The organism is Microbulbifer sp. A4B17 (assembly GCF_003076275.1).
Classification (GTDB): domain Bacteria; phylum Pseudomonadota; class Gammaproteobacteria; order Pseudomonadales; family Cellvibrionaceae; genus Microbulbifer.
Genome location: NZ_CP029064.1, coordinates 1433782 through 1454528 on the forward strand (window position 1 = coordinate 1433782; position 20747 = coordinate 1454528).

A 20747-nucleotide genomic window follows, 5' to 3' on the forward strand; every position below is an offset into this window, starting at 1 on the left:
GGGGAGGGGGTACCGGCGATCCCTGCCAGTTTTAGAGAGGTTGGGGGTTAGGAAGCTTGGGGGGCAGTTAGATCAGACTGTTTGTTGGAATCGAGAAATTCTTTAATCGGTAAGCGATAGTTGCGGCTTACTTTCAGCTTTGCACCGCTGCTCAGGGTGAGAAAGTACTCGCCTTTGGTCAGAACCTTGATGTGTACAATAAAATTCAGGTTAACCAGTGTGGATCTGTGGATGCGCTTAAAGGTATCCGGACAGAGCTGCTTTTGCAGGTCTTTAATGGTGCTGCGCATTACATGGGTTTCCCCTTTGGCATGCACACACATATAGTCGCCAGCAGCGTCGATCCACTCGATATCCGGTTGGCTAACCATGGTGATACTGCCCCGGTCTTTAATGGCAAGGCGCTGGGGTGAAGCAGCGGCGCTCTCTCCGCTTGAGGTTTTGCCGGCACTGCTTTCGAAGGATCGCATCAGGCGATTTTTTTCTTCCTGATGGCCATCCTCTCCCTTGGATAGCAACTGTGCCTGGCGTTGCTTGGCTCGATCCAGGGCGGTCTCCAGTCGACGTGGATCGAGAGGCTTAAGTACATAGTCGACCGCGTGGACTTCAAATGCTTTGAGGGCATATTGGTCGTAGGCTGTGGCAAAGATCACCAGGGGCATGGTGTCAGCCTGCAGGTTTCGTACTACATCAAAACCGTTCATTCCCGGCATCTGTACGTCGAGAATAACAAGGTCTGGATTATGCTCTGAGACTGCTTGAACAGCTTCCCTGCCATTGCGACAACAGGCGAGAATATCCAGGTCCTTGCGTTCTTCCAGCATACTTTTGAGTAGTCGTAAGGCCAGGGGTTCGTCGTCCACCAGTACGACGCTGAGCTTGCTCATTGAACTTCTCCCTGTGTCAGGTGGGTTGTTTGATTGGAAGTTTCCAGTGGGATATTGATGAGTACTTGCATACCGCCATCAGAATTTTTGTTTTGTTCTATTTTGAAATTTTGAGGGTAGAGCGTGGATAGACGTTCACGCACATTTTTGAGCCCCACTCCTGTTGAGGAGGATTCCGGGCCGCAGCCACTGGTCGATTGGTCTGGGCAGCCAGTGTCGTAGACCTCCAGTACTAAGCGATCATTAGTGTTGTGTGCATGGATACCGATTGTGCCCCCCATTTCGTTGGGGGCTATGGCATATTTCACTGAGTTTTCTACTAGTGGTTGTAACAGCATACTGGGTACATGTGCGCGGCGAACGGTTTCATCGATCGACAGGTCTACAGACAATCTGTCGGCAAAGCGGGTTTTCTCAATTTCCAAGTAGAGCAGTACGGCTTCAATTTCTCGTTCAAGCTCAACTTTCTGCATAGGGTCTTCTTTTAGGGAGAGCCTTAAAAAGTCGCTAAGACGCACAACCATTTCTCGAGCCTCGTCAGCTTGCTGAAAGCGAATCAGGGCGTTAATGGAATTGAGCGTATTGAAGAGAAAGTGTGGGTTGAGCTGGTAGCGCAACATTTTTAGTTGTGCTTCATTGGCAATGGCCTCTGCTTGAAGTCTGCGGAGCTGCTCCCGTTCATGTACTGCTGCGACCTCCAGCATTTTTTTGTGTTCTTCATTGAGTAGGAAGTGATATTTTACCCCACAGTACAAGGCGCTCCAGAATAAAAACACAAATAAAGAGGCGTAGTACCAGCCGCCGAACTCAGACCAGATTGAGTGTTCGCCGCTGAGGCGTATATAGGCCTCCATGCGAACCAGGGTCCATATTCCTGAAATAACCGCGACAGCCAAAAGGTAGATCACGGTGCGGAAAGCGAGTTCTGATTCCCAGGCGACATCAAAAATCGGTTTTAGAAACAGGGATAGAAAAAATGCGACAGCACACTGGAAAATGGTATTAACCGGTTCGAAGTGCGGCCACTCGGTGGGGGAGTGCCACAGGGTCAGCGAAAGAAAAGTGACCAGCAGTATGCTAATCCAGCTGACCAGCTGAAGTTTCCAAAACCAGCGGGTCGACTGAATTTCAGTGTTCGGTCTCGTATCTAGACGGGTCGAGTACTGCATGATGTCCCGCATATTTAGTATTGTGGAAAGGACGGGATAGACGCTCATCGTCGCGTTCATTATTATCCGCGAAATATTACCTTGCAGAAACGTGACCCGCCAGAGGGGAGAGCGCCACGCTTCCGGCTCATCCCTGTTAAGGTCCTTTTTATCTGATTTTGGGGTGAATAGTCGAGTAATTTTCGGCAATCTCGATTGAGAAGACAACTCTTCTCTCTTTTTAAAGAGGATTTAATCGACCCGGCCTTCTCCGGCCTCTAATTTCAGAGGTATTTCTGTTTATTCAGCGAGACACCATTAGGTTGTCTATCTGGTCAATAGGGTTAATTTGAAATTTGGTTGAGTGGATAGGTAGTTGTCGTTAATTGTGGTAAAAATGTGCAAGGCTCTGTGCCTGCTTAATGAATCTACAGTCGCAGGGGTTATGTTGGCTTCTGCTGAAAATTAGTGATGGCGGAAAAAATTCCGGGTGAATGAAACAGCCGCTAGTAAGAAATAGTTTAGATTTGGGGATCGGTTTCCGATGAGCCAGATGTTGCCCGAATCGGGGTTCTCCTCGAGCGAGATGGCTAAATATGACACTGATGCCCGTGCCGAAGTAGCGGCCGGCGCTGCCCCGCGCTATATCAATTTAATTGCACTCACGTCCCTGTTCCTGATTTGGGGATTTATTACCGGCCTGAACGATGTGCTGGTACCACACCTGAAAAATGTTTTTGAGTTGAGTTACACCAAGGCAGTCTTGGTGCAGTTTTACTTTTTTGCTGCCTACTTCCTCGTATCTGTGCCGGCCGGCATGTTGCTAAGGCGAGTTGGTTACCAGCTTGGGCTGGTGCTGGGGCTTTTGGTGGCCTGTGCGGGATGTCTGGTCTTTATTCCCGCTGCCCGCTTACAAATCTATGAGGTCTTTTTACTGGGGCTGTTTGTACTCGCGTCCGGAATTACCCTGCTACAAGTATCCGCGAATCCCTATGTAATTGCGCTTGGCAGTGCTCGCACGGCCCCCAGTCGACTGAATCTGACCCAGGCTTTTAACTCCCTGGGAACTACCTTGGCACCGGTGATTGGCGGTGCGGTTTTCTTTGCGGGACTCACCATTGCTGCCGATCCGGATACAGCGGCGAGTATCGTCGAGTTCAGGGCTCGTGAAGCGGCGCTCGTAGAGACCCCATATTTCTGGTTAGCCGTACTTCTTTTAGTGATGGTGGCTTTCTTTTCCTGGATAAGGTTGCCAGCTATTCCCGAGCATCAGCAGGGAGTAGAGGCAAATAACCACGATGTATTTTCACTATGGCGCTTTCCCAGGCTGACCTTGGGAGCTGTAGGTATTTTTGCCTACGTGGGCGCTGAGGTGGCTATCGGCAGCTTCCTGGTGAGCTTTTTTGGGGAGCCATCAGTGGCAAAGATGGCTCCTCTTGAAGCATCAAAGTACGTCTCCTATTACTGGGGCGGGGCGATGATTGGGCGCTTTGCTGGGGCCTTTTTGCTGCGTTTTGTCTCTGCGGGAAAAACCCTGGCGGTTTGTGGCCTGGGCTCAGTGGTACTTATTGCCATTGCGATGATGACGTCTGGCCCGATCGCGGTCTGGTCCATAGTTGCGGTGGGACTGTGCAACTCGATTATGTTCCCCACCATATTCAGCTTGGCTTTGCGCGGGCTGGGCAAACATACCAGCCAGGGTAGTGGTGTCTTGTGTATGGCAATTGTCGGTGGTGCAATTATTCCTCTTTTCCAGGGGATGCTGGCTGATAGCGCGGGTATCCAGTACTCATTTCTGGTCCCTCTGGTTTGTTACTGCTACATCGTTTACTACGGCGCTTTTTCCAGGACTCTACGCGGTAGCGCAGTGGAGTAGAGCGCTTATTTATCCTTTCCGCCTTGTCTGTGATTTGGACCAGCCCATCGGATTTCTATTGGCCTGTAGAGGCAAGTACTGCAATTTGTTGTCATTGCGAACTGTGCCCACAAAATAGTTGCGACTCACACTAGTGACTATTTGCTGAAAGTGGACTCAGTAGAGCTAGATTCCAACAAGGGGTGGACTTGAAGGTTATCTTCAATATTTCAGCCCAGTGGAAGCAGACCGCTCAGACCTGTTTAGGCAGTTGATGGGCGGCATAATAAATAAGGCGATAGTTGAAGCGCGCTGGTTGCACAGCTTTGGAAGTATTTCTCCAAAGTTAGCCGGACGTTACTTGTAGAGCCAGTTAACAAGCGTGGAATAATTTTGGGAGTTATTCGTGAATTTTAGTAAGCGATTTTCGCTGGGCTTTGTCCTCTGTGCCTCTGTGCTCGCCGGGTGTCACTCGGAGAGCCAACAAACTGAGCCAAAAGCCGATAAAGCGCAGGCCGACACTGGCAGCAGTGCTGCCGAGGGCATCGACAACTGGCCTGAACTGAAGCCAGCTTTACCACGCGATGAAAAGCTGGAAGCCCAAATCACTGAAATCATGTCCCGCATGTCTCTGGAAGAGAAAGTGGGTCAGATGATCCAGGCGGAAATCCGCAGCGTTACTCCTGAAGATGTGAAGACCTATCACCTGGGCTCCGTATTGAATGGCGGTGGCGCCTTCCCGAACAACGACAAGTTCGCTACGCCGCAAGACTGGCTTGCGCTTTCCGATGCTTTCTTTAAAGCTTCCATGGACACTTCTGATGGCGGTGTTGCGATTCCCCTGATTTGGGGCTCAGATGCGGTTCACGGTCACAACAATGTAATTGGTGCAACACTGTTCCCGCACAATATTGGCTTGGGTGCAGCCCAAGACCCGGAGCTGATAGAGCGTATTGGTAGTGCTACCGCCCGCGAAGTGGCAGTGACCGGTATCGACTGGACTTTCGCTCCCACTGTAGCGGTAGTCCGTGATGACCGCTGGGGCAGAACTTACGAGAGCTATTCCGAAGATCCCAAGATCGTTGCGGATTATGCCGAAGCGATGGTGAAAGGGCTCCAGGGAGAAAAATCCAGCGCTGAATTCCTGCGCGGCGAAAATCTGGTAGCCACTGCCAAGCACTTTGTCGGTGACGGTGGTACAACTCGCGGTATCGATCGAGGTGACAATGCGGTTCCGGAAAAAGAACTGGCAGAGGTCCATGCAGCGGGTTACCTGACGTCTCTGCCGGCTGGCGTACAGACCGTTATGGCTTCATTCAATAGCTGGAACGGTGAAAAACTCCACGGCCACAAATACCTTCTGACCACTGTATTGAAAGAGCGCCTCGGTTTTGATGGCTTTGTTGTGGGCGACTGGAATGGTCACGGATTTGTGCCCGGTTGCACCGTAGAGAGCTGTGCTGCTGCCATTAATGCCGGACTTGATATGTTTATGGTGCCGGCGGACTGGAAAGCCCTGTACAACAACACCCTGGCCCAGGCCAAGAGCGGTGAAATCGGTGCAGAGCGTATCGATGATGCGGTTCGCCGTATCTTGCGAGTGAAGATCCGTGCAGGTCTGTTTGACCGCAATATGCCGCTGGCTGGCAAGGATGGCATCCTGGGCAACCCGGAGCACCGCGCTATCGCTCGTGAAGCGGTACGCAAATCCCTGGTATTGCTGAAAAACAACGACAAGCTGCTGCCATTGGCTGCGGACCAGAATATTCTGGTTGCCGGCGATGGTGCGGATAATCTATCCAAACAGAGTGGTGGTTGGACGATTTCCTGGCAAGGTACCGGCAACACCCGCGCAGATTTCCCTGGTGCCACTTCAATCTTTGAAGGTATTTCATCGGCGGTTAAAGCAGCCGGCGGTGAAGCGGTATTGAGCGCTGATGGCAGCTTCTCAGATGCCACCTTTGCCAATGGTAAGGCGCCAAAGGTCGCTATTGTTGTATTTGGCGAAGAGCCCTACGCAGAGTGGCATGGCGATATTACCAATCTGGAATATCAGCGCGGCAATAAAAAAGACTTGGCGCTGCTGAAAAAGCTGCGTGAGCAGGGCGTTCAGGTAGTGAGCGTTTTCCTGTCCGGTCGTCCGCTTTGGATTAACAGCGAACTGAATGCATCCGATGCGTTTGTCGCTGCCTGGTTGCCTGGCTCTGAAGGTGCTGGTGTTGCGGATGTCCTGATTAAGGGTACCGATGGGGAAGCCCGTTACGACTTTACCGGCAAGTTGCCATTTAGCTGGCCAATGCACAGCTATCAAAATGTCCTGAATCCATACCACGAAAATTATGAGCCACTGTTTGAGTTGGGCTATGGCCTGGCTGCTGAACAGGAATCCCTTGTGAGCAATGAGTTGCCAGAGACCAGTGAATCCAGTGCCGGTGGCGGTTTGGAGGAAGCCTGGCTGTTGGTATCCCGCCCGCAGGCGCCCTGGGTGTTGAATATTTCTGAAGCTGGGGCGGAGGTTGTACCTGTACACGGTAACTACGCAGTTAGCGGAAGTGATGAAAACATCACTGTCAGTTCCATCGATATGTCTTCCCAGGAAGATGCTCGACTGATTACCTGGAAAGGCCTGCGTCCTGGCGCAGTTCAGTTGTCTGCTGAATATATGCAAGACCTGAATGTCTATCTGGAAGAGAAGTCTGCGCTGACACTGAATATCCGTGTCGATCAGCCAATTGAAAAGCCGGTGATAGCTACCATGAGCTGTGGCGATGGTTGTTCTGCCAAGGTGCCACTGGAGTCCACACTGAAATCCATGGAGCAGAAAAGCTGGACCCGGGTTTCTGTAGATCTGCAGTGCTTTGTAAAAGCCGGTGCGGATTTCGGCAAGGTGTTTAGTGCCTTTGGTCTGGAGAGTGAAGCTCCGATGGCTATTGCGGTTGCCAACGTTAAGCTGACCCCGGAAGCTGGAGTATCTGCTGATATTCGTTGTGACGGTTAAGTTACAGCGCACTTAAAGGGTCAATTACCCTCAGCTGCTAACCAGCGTCAATAAAGTTAGCGGCTGAAATAATTTGTTCTCACAGGAACGGTGCCAATGTGATGTTCTATCCCGTTGGCACTTCTTCGCCGCTAGCCACTTCTATCTGAATATTTCTATTTCTTTCGTCCTGTAGATTTACACTGGGCGGCGCTATCCCACTATAAATCTACCTCTTCCTGTTATTTTTGTTATTTCACGCCTTCAGTGTATTGTTTGTCACAAAATTATTGTCGCTATTGGTGCTGTGTTAGGTTGTCAGGCACTGCAAACGTGCAGATAAATAAATAATTTAATAAATTTTATTTTCGAACCTTATTTAAATTTTGGGGTGAGTTGGGTTTTGCGTAATTTCCATTTTCTCGGGAACAGAAAGGTAATTGATTTGAAATGAACCTGCCATTTCTCACTGGTTAGTATGGCTTCGCATCCAAAATTAGGGCTGCTGGATAGTTGGCATTCTTATTGCTGGATATTTTGCGAGTATTTACTTTTTCAGAGCTGGCCTTCCATTGAATTTTGGCGGTTATGGTGGGTTGGTTCCCTATTTAATTTTTATGCATTTTGAGGTCCCCAGTAGTGGTGCTCTCGGGGGCGGTGCGGATAAATTAACTTGAAATGGAATTGGAGGAACTAATGGCACCTTGTCATATCGTTTTTTTACCAGGACTTTTCGCGCGTGGTTGGATTTGGAAGCAGGTAGCAGAGGCTTGCCGGCAGCAGGGACATAAAATCACCGTTATTGAGCCATCTATTCCCGAAGTGTTTATGGGCAAGTTGGAGTCGGCCCACGAAATGATTCGGGAGTGCCTTCAATTAAATGGAGCAGCAGGGGGTAATATACTGGTCGGTAACTCAATGAGTGGACTTATCACTTTAGATTTTGCAGCGAAGTATCCCGAACTGGTGGCCGGAGTGGTTATCAGTGGTGCGCCGGGGCTTGAAGAATTGGAGGCTGGAGTTTCTCTTGTCGATCTTCGCGGATCAGTGCCAGGAGCGGCGAACTCCCTTTGTGAGAGAGTTTTTCGTGATATTAACCGCTTGCCAAAACCGGACTATGAAAGAGGGGTGGCCGATATCAATACGATATTTTCCACCAACGAAACATTTAAATCTGTAGTCAAGTGGCTGAACTTGAGTAGAAAATATGATGTTCATGGGAATCTGGATAAAGTGAAGTGTCCAATCAAGTTAATATGGGGTGACTTCGATAAAATAACGCCCGCGGAATCCTGGCGCTTACTTGCTTCACAGAGGGATAATATAGATTACTCTGAGGTGTATGATTGTGGACATAGCCCTATGCTGGAAAAGCCGGAGGAGTTTTACAGCGTTCTTTCTGAATTTCTTCTTGGGTTAAGCAGGCCATTGGCGCGGACCGCCTGACCTTGGGATGGGTTGAAAAAGCGTAGCTATGACAGGAATTTTGCTTGTCATGGCTATGTGGTTTGAAGAGCATTAATAATGTTTTTAAATTGGTAGTGTTTTCTGAAGAAGTAGTTGATTAAAAAATTGGGGGCACAGTCCTTGTGTGTAATCATTGAATGGTTTTCCTTGATAGGGAGCTGGCTCCAAGGCCAGCTTTATTGCATTAAAGCCTGTTGTTTTAATGTTTTTTGAGAGTACCCCAAAAAATTTCTACTTAATTCATTCTTGGCGTACAGACCACAGTTGGACGCCAATCTGTGACTGAATACTCTCTTTTATTATATCCAGTCCTGGTGTATTCAATTTGTAATCCCGTGAAATTGTTCGTGGACAGGTTACAAATAGGCTATGTAATGTATTTTTCAGGCTAATCATTTCTATAATCTTCCCGCAAAAAATTCATTGGCTGCATAATTTGCGGCTCGAGCAGTTAATGCCATAAAAGTTAGAGAGGGGTTTTGAACTGCTGAAGAGACAAAGCAGGAGCCATCGGTTACAAAAAGGTTGCGTATATCGTGCGACTGGTTGTAACCATTTAAAACTGAGCTGGTTTTATCACTACCCATACGTGCTGTGCCAACTTCATGTATAGCACTGCCAGGGGGGTATTTGTCACTTGTGACTTGTCCACTGACTTCACTTAGCCCCAAATTCTTAAGCATAGCTTGCATGGTTTCACAGGCATCTTCCATCATTAGGCGCTCATTTTCAGACCATTGGCAATTGATGTGTAGTTGTGGGATTCCCCACTTATCTTTTTTGGTGGAGTGAAGACTGACCTGGTTTTCGTGCCTCGGTAACATCTCTCCTTGTGTCCCAATCCAAAATCCCCAGCGTCCAGGTTGTTGCAGTTTTTCTTTAAAAGATTTTCCAATCCCCTCGGAAGCTGCCATTGTCCGCCAGTCCTGCCGATAGGCGCTTCCTGAAATCTGGTAGCCGCGCTTGTAGTGCTTTCGGTAAAGTTCGGGGCGATATTGGAAATTGGGTATCAGGATGCCGGTTGGTCTCCACCCGGAGAAGTACTCATCTTCATAACCATCAATAAAGCCGTGGGCTGAGGTATTGTAATTGTGGTCCATAAGGTAGTGGCCCAGTACACCAGAGCTGTTGGCGAGCCCCTTGGGGAAATGCTTGTTGGCTGAGTTGAGGAGTATTTGGGTTGAGCCCAATGTGGATGCGCAGAGGAAAACGATTCGTCCAAAATACTCTCGTTGTTGCAGGGCTTCGCTGTCGATTACCCTTACGCCAGCTACTCGGTTCTTTTTCGAGTTATAAATAAGGCTGTGTACCACGCTATTACTGGCAATTTGTAGTTTGCCGGTTCTCATTGCGGCTGGCATGGTGGCGCTTTGTGTAGAAAAGTAGCCGCCGAATGAGCAGCCTCGTTGGCACTGGTTGCGAGCCAGGCAGTTGTATCGGCCTAGGGCTACCTGTTCCCGGTTTGGCTTGGTCAGGTGAGCAGCTCTTCCAATAATGAAATGCTTATCACGATACTGCTTTTCAAACCTGGACTTGATGTCTTGTTCACACTGGTACATCTCAAATGGTGGTTGGTATTCGGAGTCTGGCAGTTGCTCAATATTGTCCGTATTGCCACTGATTCCGGCAAAGCGTTCGACTTTGCTGTACCAGGGGGCGATATCCTTGTAGCGAATTGGCCAATCAGCTCCTACGCCATCACGTTTGTTAGCGAGAAAGTCGTGGTTACTAAATCGATATGACTGCCGGAACCAAAGGAGGCTTTTGCCACCTACTTGATTGCCGCGAATCCAGGTAAAGTCTGAGCCGGGCTCTGTGGAGTAGGGTTGTTCGTTGTCATTGCAGAAAAAATGCTTGGTGCTTTCATTGAGAAAAATACTACGACTTTGTATCGGGTAGATTTCTTTTTTCTCTTTCAGGTTCATTTTAGTACGGAGTGGGAATTCCCAAGGTCCCTTGTTTTCTGTGGGGTAGTCCTGGCCGTGTTTTACCATCCGGCCCCGATCTATCATCAGGGTACTTAACCCCCGTTCGGTTAGTTCTTTTGCTGCCCAGCCACCGCTAATACCTGATCCTATAACGATTGCGTCAAATACCTGGTTTTCTTTTTGGATCAATAATTCATCATTTTGCATAGTGTTTTCCTTTAAATACGTGGCAGTGAACCCCAGGCCTTCCCGGTTTGATCCAATGGAACTGAACCTTTGAATCCACCGGGGATTGCTTGGTAAGCAAGCTCACGGGTGGCTCCGGTAAAGCTGGTGTAGTAGCCAAGGCACACCAGGAATTTAAGATTCCTGAAATCCTGTTGTAAGTCTGGGTTAAAGGGGGCTATTCCGGTGTCGAGTGATTCGAGTAGGGCAACCGATTGTTCTGGGGCCAGATGGATAAAAGGGTGTCCATACCGGGCGGTGGCACCCTCCTCCAACTCATGTAAGAGCCTTTTAGTTTTTAGCTGGGTCTGTTCTTCTATGCAGTCGGTTAAATAATGATCGACAAATAAATGGCACTCTGTTTCAGCTGCGCCGGGAGTATCCGTTGCGGGTATCAGGTAGAAGCAGATTTTGTGAAGGGTGGTGAGTTGTTCAATAGAAAAAAGCCGTGCCCGATAGGCGTCAGTTCTTCGCGATTTGAAAAAAATATCTGCTGCCGCAAGAGCTTGCTGTTCTGTACAGGTTAAGGCCAGAGAGGTCCCGCCCACAGTGGCCAGCCCTTGAATAAATTTCCGACGGTTTATCATCCCGGTCTCCTCTTGTTGCTTGAAGAGTTAGTTCTTTTCTAGTGAATCGATACTGGTAGGGAGATTTTGTCTTGGGGGCTTCAGCTCGTCGTCTTGATTTGTGGTAATACCCAAATCTGGACGTACAAATTTAGGTATTACCTAAAGCTTTACCCCTCAATTGGGCAGGCCGATGATGGTTTAGTGGTAATATCTTTCTAGGGAGCCTCTGAATAACTCCGTGATACCTCTGCAAGCCCCGAAGGGCGGGCCTTGAAGGCCACAGCTGCTGCGTTGCAGCTCTTGCAAAGGACTGGGCCATTCGCGGCGAGCTGCGCCTAACATCTGCAGCCTTCAAGACCCGCAGAGGCATTATGGAGTTATTCAGAGGCTCCCTAGGTAGAAGGGCTATTTGAGTATCAATGGACGCTTTACTATTCAATTTCCACGATATTGTTCTGATAATGACCAGTTATCAGTGCGCTCTTTTTGCACTGTTGTTGTTAGTGATTCGTCGTGAGCGGCGTTTCAGCAACACCCTGTTGGCGCTATTTCTGTTCTCACAAGCCGCTATTCCCCTGGATATCCTGATTAACTTTGGTGATGGTTTCCGCAGTTGGTCCATTGAGACTTCCCCGGACTTGTTTTTTGTATTTGGCGCAGCCTACTGGTTAGAAGGCCCCCTGTTACTTTGGTATACCCGTTCCTTAACTCGCGAGGGGTTTAGGATTTCCAGGCTGGACCTTTGGTACCTGTTGCCTTTTTTACTGGCAGTCGTGTTTGAATATTTCTCCTACTGGCAATTTGATAGTGAAACCAAGACAGCAATGCTGCGTGGGGAGAATTTAACTACTGGCTCGATGTTTGATCACTTGTTGGGATTGGCTCGTGAATCGCTTCGGGTACTTTTCGGTGTTTTGTGTTTTTTTGAGGTGCGTCGATGCCGCAGGCAGATTCGAGATAATCATTCCAGTATTGAGAAAATTGACCTGACTTGGCTGTTGGTGTTGATCTGGGGCTTCTTACTGGTTCGTATTTGGGCAGTGATGATCAACCTCGCGGTAGGGTTGGCGCAGGAGTGGCAGTTCCAGTTGGATATTGGAGCGATGGGGCTATTTAGTAACTACGCCGTATTTGTTCTGGTTAGTGCCATGATCTTCTTTAGTCTCAGTTACTCCTCAATGTTTGAGGGCGAGAGGTATAAAGTGGAGAAGTTCGGGGAAAATGTAGATTCTGATCTGGAGCAGGATGCTAGTGGGGAGCCTGAGGTTGATCTGGAGTTGGCAGCCCAAATTGAAAATTATATGCGGGAAGAAAAGCCTTACTTAATTCCAGCCCTTACCCTAGAGCAGCTGTCTGGGCAGTTACAGGTATCACGCAGGTTGCTTTCACAGACGATTAATCGTCATTTTCAGTGCAACTTCTTTGAGTTTGTAAACCGTTATCGTATAGATGAGGCAAAACGGATGCTGCGGGAGCCGCAAAATGGAGGGCTTACCGTGATGGAGATAATGTTGTCCTCGGGCTTTAATACCAAGGCTACGTTTAACTCCTTTTTTAAGAAAATAGCTGGTATGACGCCAACTGAGTATCGTCGACTAAATGGTGAAGTTGAGGTAGGTAAAGAGGATCGTGCTATAGAGCCAGGTTGAAGGGTGCTACATCCGCTTTTGCCGTCTTTGGCGGTATACTGGCGAAAATTTGTTTCTGGCTCAACCCCCTGTGAAACCCGTAGATTCGCCTGAAAAACTCCCTGCTCTGGTAAAGAGTATGCTGCAGTCTCACCCTGCCATAGGCCAGTTGTGGGTGGGGTTTTCCGGTGGCCTGGATTCCACTGTTCTCTTACATCTTCTGGTCGCTTGCCAGATTCCTGTGCATGCACTTCATATTCATCATGGTCTAAATACGGATGCAGAAGCCTGGCTGGCTCATTGCAAGGCATTTGCCGAAAGTCTGGACGTACCCTTTACCGCAGTCCAGGTTACCGTCGACCGCAAGGACGGCGGGTTGGAGCAAGGGGCTCGCCGGGCGAGGTATCAGGCGTTCAGTCAAGTTATGTCTGAAGGCGATCAAATTTTGCTCGGTCACCATGCAGATGACCAGACGGAGACCTTCCTTCTGAGACTGATGCGGGGCGCGGGAGTGCTGGGGTTAGCCAGCATGTCTGAGAGTCGACTTATCGGAGACGATAAGTATTTATTGCGACCTCTACTCAAGGCGGAGCGAAAAGAGTTGGAGCAGTGGGCGGAGGCTTATGGACTGGACTGGATTGAAGATGACAGCAATGCCGATGAGACTCTGGAGCGCAACTTTTTACGACATCGAGTTGTGCCTCTGCTCAACCAGCGCTGGGGAGTGAATCGTCAGATCGCACGGGCGGCGGAGAACCTGAGGGAGTCAGCGGATTTACTGTCGGAGTTGGCACTTGCTGACCTGGACGCATTGGATTTAAAAGAAGAGCGCTTGGGTGAAAGTTTGGCTTTGCCTCTATTTTTCAATCTCAGCGAGAGGCGCCAAAAAAACCTGATCCGGCAATGGGTTCTGTGCCAGGGGGGGCAGCCGCCGGAGTCAAGTCATTTAAACCAGGCACTATGCCAGGTGGCTTATGCGGGGGAGGAAGCCCAGCTTGAAGTGAATTTGGGTGGGCGAGTTGTGCGGCGTTTCCGAGATCGCCTTTACTTGACCCCCAGGCTGCCACCATTTGCCAATAATACTGATAAAAGTTGGACCTGGGATGGCTGTTCTGATCTGGCCTTACCTGGGGGGAGCATCCTTCATCCTGTGCCGGGTTGGCCGGCGAGTGAATATAGGGTGTGCTATCGCAAGGGTGGAGAGCGAGCTCATCCAATCAATCGCCCCAGGTCACAAACTATTAAAAAACTATTGCAAGAGGAGGCCCTTGAGCCCTGGCTAAGGGATCGTGTGCCCCTGGTGTTTTTGGGAGATAGTTTGGTGGCAGTCGCGGGGCTCTTTTCATGTAAAGCTGATTGCCATATCCCGGATGAACCACCCGGCTGGCGGTTTTTGGATTGAGTGTTGGGGGGCTTTCTGCTACTCTGGCGCCCCGTCTCAAAGGCACCGGGAGAAGCTGGATTATCCGCCCGGGCCAGCCCTGTAAGCTCGACATTCATCGAGCGCTCAACTGACCAAGGTTTTGCATGACGCGCTATATTTTTGTAACTGGTGGCGTGGTTTCCTCGTTGGGGAAAGGTATCGCCTCCGCCTCTTTGGCCGCCATTCTCGAGGCCCGCGGCCTCAAGGTTACCATCCTCAAACTGGACCCCTACATCAACGTAGACCCGGGTACCATGAGCCCCTTCCAGCACGGTGAGGTGTACGTCACCGAGGATGGTGCTGAAACTGACCTGGACCTGGGTCACTATGAACGCTTCATCCGTACGCGGATGTCAAAGCGCAATAATTTCACCACCGGCCGTGTGTACGAGACCGTACTACGCAAAGAGCGTCGTGGTGACTACCTGGGTGGCACCGTGCAGGTGATCCCCCACATTACCGACGAGATCAAGCGCCGTGTTGTGGAAGGTGGCCGCGATGTGGACGTGGCTATTGTTGAGATCGGCGGCACCGTAGGTGATATCGAATCCCAGCCATTCCTGGAATCCGTACGTCAGCTGCGTGTCGAAATGGGTACCAACCGTGCCCTGCTGATCCACCTGAGCTATGTGCCCTTTCTTGCCACTGCTGGTGAAACCAAGACCAAGCCGACCCAGCACTCTGTTAAAGAGTTGCGTTCTATCGGCTTGCAGCCGGATATCCTGCTGTGCCGTTCCGAGCGCGAGATTGATGAGGACTCCCGCCGCAAGATCGCACTGTTCACCAATGTTGAAGAGCGCGCTGTTGTACCGCTGCCCGATGCCAAGACCATCTACGGCGTACCGCGTCTTCTGCACAGTTACGGCCTCGACGATATCGTTGTGGAAAAACTGCAGCTGGAATGCCATTCACCGGACCTGTCCGAGTGGGACCAAGTGGTCGACGGCAAGCTGAACCCTCAGCACGAAGTGAAAATTGCCATGGTTGGCAAATATATGGAGTTGCTGGATGCCTACAAGTCCCTGATCGAGTCCCTGACCCACGCAGGTATCAAACACCGCTGCAAAGTGGATATCGACTTTATCAACGCTGAAGACGTTGAGGGCGAGAACGGCATTGACCTGATCAAGGATGCCGATGCAATCCTGGTTCCCGGTGGATTTGGTGAACGCGGTTTAGAGGGCAAGCTTGAATCTGTTCGCTACGCCCGCGAAAATAATATTCCTTACTTAGGTATCTGCCTCGGTTTGCAGTCTGTGGTTATCGAGTTCGCGCGCAATGTGCTCGGCCTCGAAGGTGCTAACAGCACTGAATTCAATACCAAAACCCCGCACCCTGTTATCGGCCTGATCACTGAGTGGATCGATAGTGAAGGCAATATCGAGAAGCGTGACGAGCAGTCCGACCTGGGTGGCACCATGCGCCTGGGTGGCCAGGAGTGTCGCTTGGCTAAAGACACCAAGGCTCGTGATATCTACGGTGCAGATGTCATCGTAGAGCGCCACCGCCACCGCTACGAAGTGAACAACAACTACGTTGATCGCTTGCAGCAAGCCGGTTTGAAAATTGGCGGCTGGTCTGCAGACGATACCCTGGTGGAAATGGTTGAATTGCCGGACCATCCCTGGTTCGTTGCTTGCCAGTTCCACCCGGAATTTACTTCAACCCCGCGCGACGGCCATCCGCTGTTCGAAAGCTTTGTTGCCGCCGCAATGAAGCAGCGTGAAAACCAGGGTTAATCAGTAATTCCACTTCCGGTTCCAGTGACTGGGAGTGAGATGACAGGGAGCTGACAGTGAAAACAATTGAAGTCGGAAATATTCAGGTCGCTAACGATAAGCCTTTTGTGCTTTTTGGCGGTATGAATGTACTGGAGTCCCGCGACCTGGCGATGCAGGTGGCTGAGCACTATGTAAAAGTCACTGAAAAACTGGGTATTCCCTATGTTTTTAAAGCGTCTTTTGACAAGGCCAATCGCTCTTCCATTAATTCCTATCGCGGACCGGGAATGGAAGAAGGCCTGAAGATTTTTCAGGAAATAAAAGACACCTTTAAGGTTCCCCTGATTACCGATGTCCACGAAGTACACCAGGCTGCTCCGGTTGCCGAAGTCGTGGATATTATTCAGCTGCCGGCTTTCCTGGCCCGCCAGACTGACCTGGTCGCAGCTATGGCAGCGACTGGTGCAGTGATCAACGTCAAAAAACCTCAGTTTATGAGCCCGCCGCAAGTTAAAAATGTGGTGGAGAAATTTGCTGAGTGCGGCAACGAAAATATTCTTTTGTGTGAGCGCGGTGCCAGCTTTGGCTACGACAACCTGGTTGTCGATATGCTGGGCTTCAGCACCATGATCAATGCCTCTGGCGGTGCGCCGCTGATTTTTGATGTCACCCACTCACTGCAAATGCGGGATCCTTCCGGTGCTGCTTCTGGTGGTCGCCGTGCACAGGTAACTGAGCTGGGCCGTGCAGGTTTGGCTATCGGTATTGCCGGCCTGTTCCTGGAAGCACACCCGAATCCAGACAAAGCATTGTGTGATGGCCCCAGTGCATTGCCATTAGAGAAGCTGGAGCCATTCCTGGCGCAGATGAAAGCGGTAGATGACCTGATCAAAGGCTTTGAGCCGCTGGATACGAAATAAAAAAGAGATATTTTTGCGCGCCCTGATCGGGCGCGCGGCACTTTCCCCTCTGCTATTTAGCCTGAGTGCTGTAGCAAAAGTGCGTAAAGTCTGATTTACGAAAACCTATTTTCAGTAAGTACCAATACGGAGCCCATTGTAAATGAGCAAGATTGTCGCTGTTAAAGCCTTTGAAGTACTGGATTCTCGCGGTAACCCTACCGTTGAAGCCGATGTAATCCTTGAGGACGGTTCTATTGGTTCCGCCTGTGCACCCTCCGGTGCCTCTACTGGCTCCCGTGAAGCGCTGGAACTTCGCGATGGCGATAAAAGCCGTTACCTGGGCAAGGGTGTCCTGAAAGCGGTTGAGAATATCAACACCACTATCGCCGACTTGCTGAAAGGTATGGATGCTACCGATCAGCGCGTCCTGGACAAGGCGATGATCGATGCCGACGGTACTGAAAACAAAGCTAACCTGGGCGCCAACGCAATTTTGGCGGTTTCCCTGGCGGCCGCAAAAGCAGCTGCAGCTTCCAAAAATATTCCCCTGTACCAGCATATCGCTGAGGTAAATGGCACTCCGGGTGAATACTCCATGCCGGTTCCGATGATGAATATCCTCAACGGCGGTGAGCACGCTGATAACAATGTGGATATCCAGGAATTTATGGTTCAGCCCGTTAAAGCTGAGTCTTTTGCCGAAGCCCTGCGCCAAGGTGCAGAGATCTTCCACTCCCTGAAAAAAGTACTGTCCAGCAACAGTCTGAATACTGCGGTTGGTGATGAGGGTGGCTTTGCTCCTAACCTGCCTTCCAACGAAGCAGCTCTGAAAGTGATTGCTGAGGCTGTAGAAAAAGCTGGTTACACCCTGGGCGATGATATTACTCTGGCTCTGGACTGCGCTTCTTCCGAGTTCTACAAAGATGGCAAGTACGATCTGGCTGGGGAAGGCAAGCAGTTCGATAGCGAAGGCTTTGCCAGCTACCTGGCCGACTTGTCTGCCAACTATCCGATCCTGTCTATTGAGGACGGTATGGATGAGAGCGATTGGGATGGTTGGAAAGTGCTTACCGATAAGATTGGTGACAAAGTACAGCTGGTAGGCGACGACCTGTTCGTAACCAACACCAAGATCCTGAAAGAAGGTATCGAAAAAGGTGTAGGTAATTCCATCTTGATCAAGTTCAACCAGATCGGCTCCCTGTCCGAGACTCTGGACGCGATTAAAATGGCTAAAGATGCAGGCTACACCGCTGTGATCTCTCACCGCTCTGGTGAGACTGAAGATACCACTATTGCGGATCTGGCGGTTGCGACTGCTGCTGGCCAAATCAAGACCGGCTCCCTTTGCCGTTCAGACCGCGTAGCCAAGTACAACCGCCTGCTGCGCATCGAAGCTGAGTTGAATGGCTCCGCTCCTTATCGCGGCCGTGCTGAATTCAAGTAATCTATTATTTGAATTAGCGTGCAAGCACTACAAAGAGGGGCCAGCCCCTCTTTGTAGTGCTATAAATACGAACAAGCGAAATATCGTAATCTCGTATGAAATGGCTGCTGGCAATACTCACCATTATGCTCCTCGCCACCCAGTACCGACTTTGGGTTGGTGAAGGTAGTCTCGCCGAAGTTACACGTCTCAAGCGTCAATTAGCCCAACAGCAAGAAAAAAATATCGCGCTGGTGCGGGAAAACCGTCAACTGTTCAGGGAAGTCCGCAGTTTGAAAATTGGCACAGATGGTGTGGAAGCGAAAGCCCGTTATGACCTGGGACTGATCAAGGAAGGGGAAACACTGTTTATCTTCCTGGATAAGAAGGAAGAGGCTGAAAATTGATTAAGGATTATTGGGTCATTGTACCCGCTGCCGGCGTTGGCAAACGTATGGGGGCCGATCGCCCGAAACAGTACCTGCCATTGCTCGGGCGACCACTGCTATCCCTGACTTTAAAAAATATTCTTGGGTGGCCAGGCTTGGCCGGCGTTGTAGTATCGCTGTCGGAGCAGGATACCTACTTCCTTCACCTGAAAGAAGCAAACCACCCCTTGGTACACACAGTCATTGGTGGAGCTGAGAGAGCGGACTCTGTTCAGTCCGCTCTGGATTTCCTGGCGGAGCGTGAAAGCGGTGATACCCCGGTTTTAGTCCACGATGCTGCACGACCCTGTGTGTCTGAGCGCGATATCTGCGCTTTGCTTTGTGACGAAGTCTCACCAATGGCACTTTTGGCGCGCCCCGCGAGCGACACATTAAAGCGCAGTCACGTGACAGGCGGTGTAGCCTGTGTGGAAGAAACGGTTGACCGGGAAAGTATTTGGCTGGCGCAAACTCCGCAACGGGCCCCTCTCAGCACTTTGCACTCATGCCTTGGTAAAGCCCTGGAGCAGGGTATTGCTGTAACCGATGAAGCCAGTGCACTGGAATTTTTTGGCCATTCACCGCAATTGGTTGCAGGTGATAGTGACAATATTAAAGTGACGCACCCCGCCGATATCATAATTGCAGAAACTATTTTACGTCTGCGCTACTCCCCGACTGAGGATAAGCGATAGTGAGTTTTCGAATAGGCCAGGGCTTTGATGTGCACGCATTTGGCCCTGGTGATCACGTAGTGCTCGGAGGAGTACAAATCCCCTATGGGTATGGTTTGGTAGCTCATTCTGACGGGGATGTTTTATTGCACGCCCTCTCGGATGCCTTATTGGGTGCTCTGGCCTTGGGAGATATTGGTAAACACTTTCCCGACAACGATGAACAGTTTGCCGGGGCAGATAGCAGAAACCTGCTTCGACATGTTGTTGGGTTAATCGATAGTAAAGGGTATCGCCTGGTTAATGCGGATATGACGTTGATTGCCCAAGCCCCCAAGATGGCTCCGCATATCGATGGAATGCGAGTCAATATTGCCGCTGACTGTGGTGTTGATTGCGATGCGATCAGTGTCAAAGCAACCACTACAGAAAAGCTTGGATTTACTGGTCGCGGTGAGGGTATCGCCGCGCAAGCTACCGTTTTATTAGAGCGCAAAGATGTCTGAAGTTTGGAATCTGGATTGGCCCCGAGCGCTCGGGGGTGCGGTAATTTCTGGTGATTTTCGCACAGAACCGGAAGACTTTATTGTCGATGAACTGGCTGTGCCACCGGCTGATAAAGAAGGTGAGCATGTTTACTTACAGGTTAAAAAGCGCGGGGCAAATACCGCCTGGGTTGCCAAGGAGTTGGCGAAGTTAGCCGGGGTGCAAAGCCGGGATGTCAGCTTTTATGGTTTGAAAGACCGACATGCTGTTACCACTCAATGGTTCAGTGTATGGCTTGGACAAAAGCCAGAGGCAGACTGGTCGCAAATTAACAGCGATGAAATTTCATTGCTCCAGGCCTTCCGGGGACCACGCAAGTTGCGTCGCGGTGAGCATATGGGGAATCGCTTCAGGATTCGTCTGCGCAATGTAGAAGGTGATCGGGACAAAGCAGAAGAAGTACTTCAGCTGATCCCCAAAGGAGTACCCAATTACTTCGGTGAACAGCGCTTTGGGATTGATGGCAATAACCTTAGCCTGGCAAAAAACTTAGCTGAAGAGGACGGTCGTTGCCGCAAAAGCGAAAAGGCCTTCGCCATGTCTGCTGCCCGTAGCTGGCTGTTCAATCAGATTTTGGCTGAACGAGTCAATACCGGAACCTGGCAGAGCCCCCTCGTTGGAGAGCCTGAAGATTACCCAACCGGGCCTCTTTGGGGGCGCGGTAGAAACCTGTCAACGGATGCCCAGGGAGAGTTGGAGGAGCAAGTGTTGTCTCCGTGGCAGCCTTGGTGCAACTGGCTGGAGCACTGCGGTCTTAGCCAGGAACGCCGGGCCATGATTTTATCCCCTGAGGCGTTTCGTTATGAGTGGGAAGGTGATCACTTGATCGTCGAGTTCGCCTTGCCACCGGGTACTTTTGCTACGGCTTTGCTGCGGGAGATAGCTCAGCTGGTCAATGTTAAACAGCGTACATAAAATTTAGGTTCAGAGGCTCCCTAAATGA

General features: G+C 50.3%; 16 protein-coding genes. 12 read left to right on the top strand and 4 right to left on the bottom strand.

The annotated features are described in order from the left end of the window. Positions 1–47: 47 nt before the first annotated feature. Positions 48–887: a LytTR family DNA-binding domain-containing protein gene (locus tag BTJ40_RS06365; protein WP_108732303.1), complete on the bottom strand. Its 840-nt coding sequence runs from the start codon at positions 885–887 to the stop codon at positions 48–50. Further along, complete coding sequence (locus BTJ40_RS06370) at positions 884–2056, bottom strand: sensor histidine kinase (RefSeq protein ID WP_157953924.1); 1173 nt, start codon at positions 2054–2056, stop codon at positions 884–886. Before BTJ40_RS06370 ends, BTJ40_RS06365 begins: the two co-directional genes overlap by 4 nt. Before the next feature lie 523 nt (positions 2057–2579). Between BTJ40_RS06370 and BTJ40_RS06375 the strand changes: the two genes are divergently transcribed. From BTJ40_RS06375 to BTJ40_RS06385, 3 genes are all read left to right on the top strand, one after another. Continuing rightward, the gene (locus BTJ40_RS06375) at positions 2580–3911 is read left to right on the top strand and encodes a sugar MFS transporter (protein ID WP_108732305.1); all 1332 of its coding nucleotides are present in this window, start codon (positions 2580–2582) and stop codon (positions 3909–3911) included. 385 nt (positions 3912–4296) lie between these two features. Further along, complete coding sequence (locus tag BTJ40_RS06380) at positions 4297–6888, top strand: exo 1,3/1,4-beta-D-glucan glucohydrolase (RefSeq protein ID WP_108732306.1); 2592 nt, start codon at positions 4297–4299, stop codon at positions 6886–6888. Between the two features lie 675 nt (positions 6889–7563). Then, on the top strand, positions 7564–8313 hold the full coding sequence (locus BTJ40_RS06385) for an alpha/beta fold hydrolase (RefSeq protein ID WP_157953925.1): 750 nt from the start codon (positions 7564–7566) through the stop codon (positions 8311–8313). A gap of 419 nt (positions 8314–8732) precedes the next feature. Here BTJ40_RS06385 and BTJ40_RS06390 read toward each other — a convergent pair whose 3' ends face one another. Beyond that, the gene (locus BTJ40_RS06390) at positions 8733–10469 is read right to left on the bottom strand and encodes a GMC oxidoreductase (RefSeq protein WP_108732308.1); all 1737 of its coding nucleotides are present in this window, start codon (positions 10467–10469) and stop codon (positions 8733–8735) included. Positions 10470–10480: 11 nt separating this feature from the next. After that, entirely contained in the window at positions 10481–11074 is a 594-nt protein-coding gene (locus tag BTJ40_RS06395; RefSeq protein WP_108732309.1) for a gluconate 2-dehydrogenase subunit 3 family protein, read from the bottom strand. Between the two features lie 401 nt (positions 11075–11475). Between BTJ40_RS06395 and BTJ40_RS06400 the strand changes: the two genes are divergently transcribed. The 9 genes from BTJ40_RS06400 to truD all read left to right on the top strand — a co-directional run bounded on the left by BTJ40_RS06400 (position 11476) and on the right by truD (position 20719). Further along, positions 11476–12705: a helix-turn-helix domain-containing protein gene (locus BTJ40_RS06400; protein ID WP_108732310.1), complete on the top strand. Its 1230-nt coding sequence runs from the start codon at positions 11476–11478 to the stop codon at positions 12703–12705. Positions 12706–12823: 118 nt separating this feature from the next. After that, positions 12824–14086, top strand: coding sequence for a tRNA lysidine(34) synthetase TilS (tilS, locus tag BTJ40_RS06405; protein ID WP_238152147.1), 1263 nt, complete (start codon positions 12824–12826; stop codon positions 14084–14086). Between the two features lie 125 nt (positions 14087–14211). Continuing rightward, positions 14212–15846, top strand: coding sequence for a CTP synthase (locus BTJ40_RS06410; RefSeq protein ID WP_108732311.1), 1635 nt, complete (start codon positions 14212–14214; stop codon positions 15844–15846). Between the two features lie 56 nt (positions 15847–15902). Beyond that, positions 15903–16748, top strand: coding sequence for a 3-deoxy-8-phosphooctulonate synthase (kdsA, locus tag BTJ40_RS06415; protein ID WP_108732312.1), 846 nt, complete (start codon positions 15903–15905; stop codon positions 16746–16748). Positions 16749–16890: 142 nt separating this feature from the next. Then, complete coding sequence (gene eno / locus BTJ40_RS06420) at positions 16891–18177, top strand: phosphopyruvate hydratase (RefSeq protein WP_108732313.1); 1287 nt, start codon at positions 16891–16893, stop codon at positions 18175–18177. Positions 18178–18272: 95 nt separating this feature from the next. After that, positions 18273–18563, top strand: coding sequence for a septum formation initiator family protein (locus tag BTJ40_RS06425; RefSeq protein WP_108732314.1), 291 nt, complete (start codon positions 18273–18275; stop codon positions 18561–18563). Next, complete coding sequence (ispD, locus tag BTJ40_RS06430) at positions 18560–19279, top strand: 2-C-methyl-D-erythritol 4-phosphate cytidylyltransferase (protein WP_108732315.1); 720 nt, start codon at positions 18560–18562, stop codon at positions 19277–19279. The genes BTJ40_RS06425 and ispD overlap by 4 nt, the downstream gene beginning before the upstream one ends. Continuing rightward, the gene (gene ispF, locus BTJ40_RS06435; RefSeq protein ID WP_202862866.1) at positions 19279–19764 is read left to right on the top strand and encodes a 2-C-methyl-D-erythritol 2,4-cyclodiphosphate synthase; all 486 of its coding nucleotides are present in this window, start codon (positions 19279–19281) and stop codon (positions 19762–19764) included. Before ispD ends, ispF begins: the two co-directional genes overlap by 1 nt. Further along, a complete protein-coding gene (truD, locus tag BTJ40_RS06440; protein ID WP_108732317.1) occupies positions 19757–20719 on the top strand; it encodes a tRNA pseudouridine(13) synthase TruD in 963 nt (320 codons plus the stop codon). The genes ispF and truD overlap by 8 nt, the downstream gene beginning before the upstream one ends. Positions 20720–20747 lie beyond the last annotated feature (28 nt).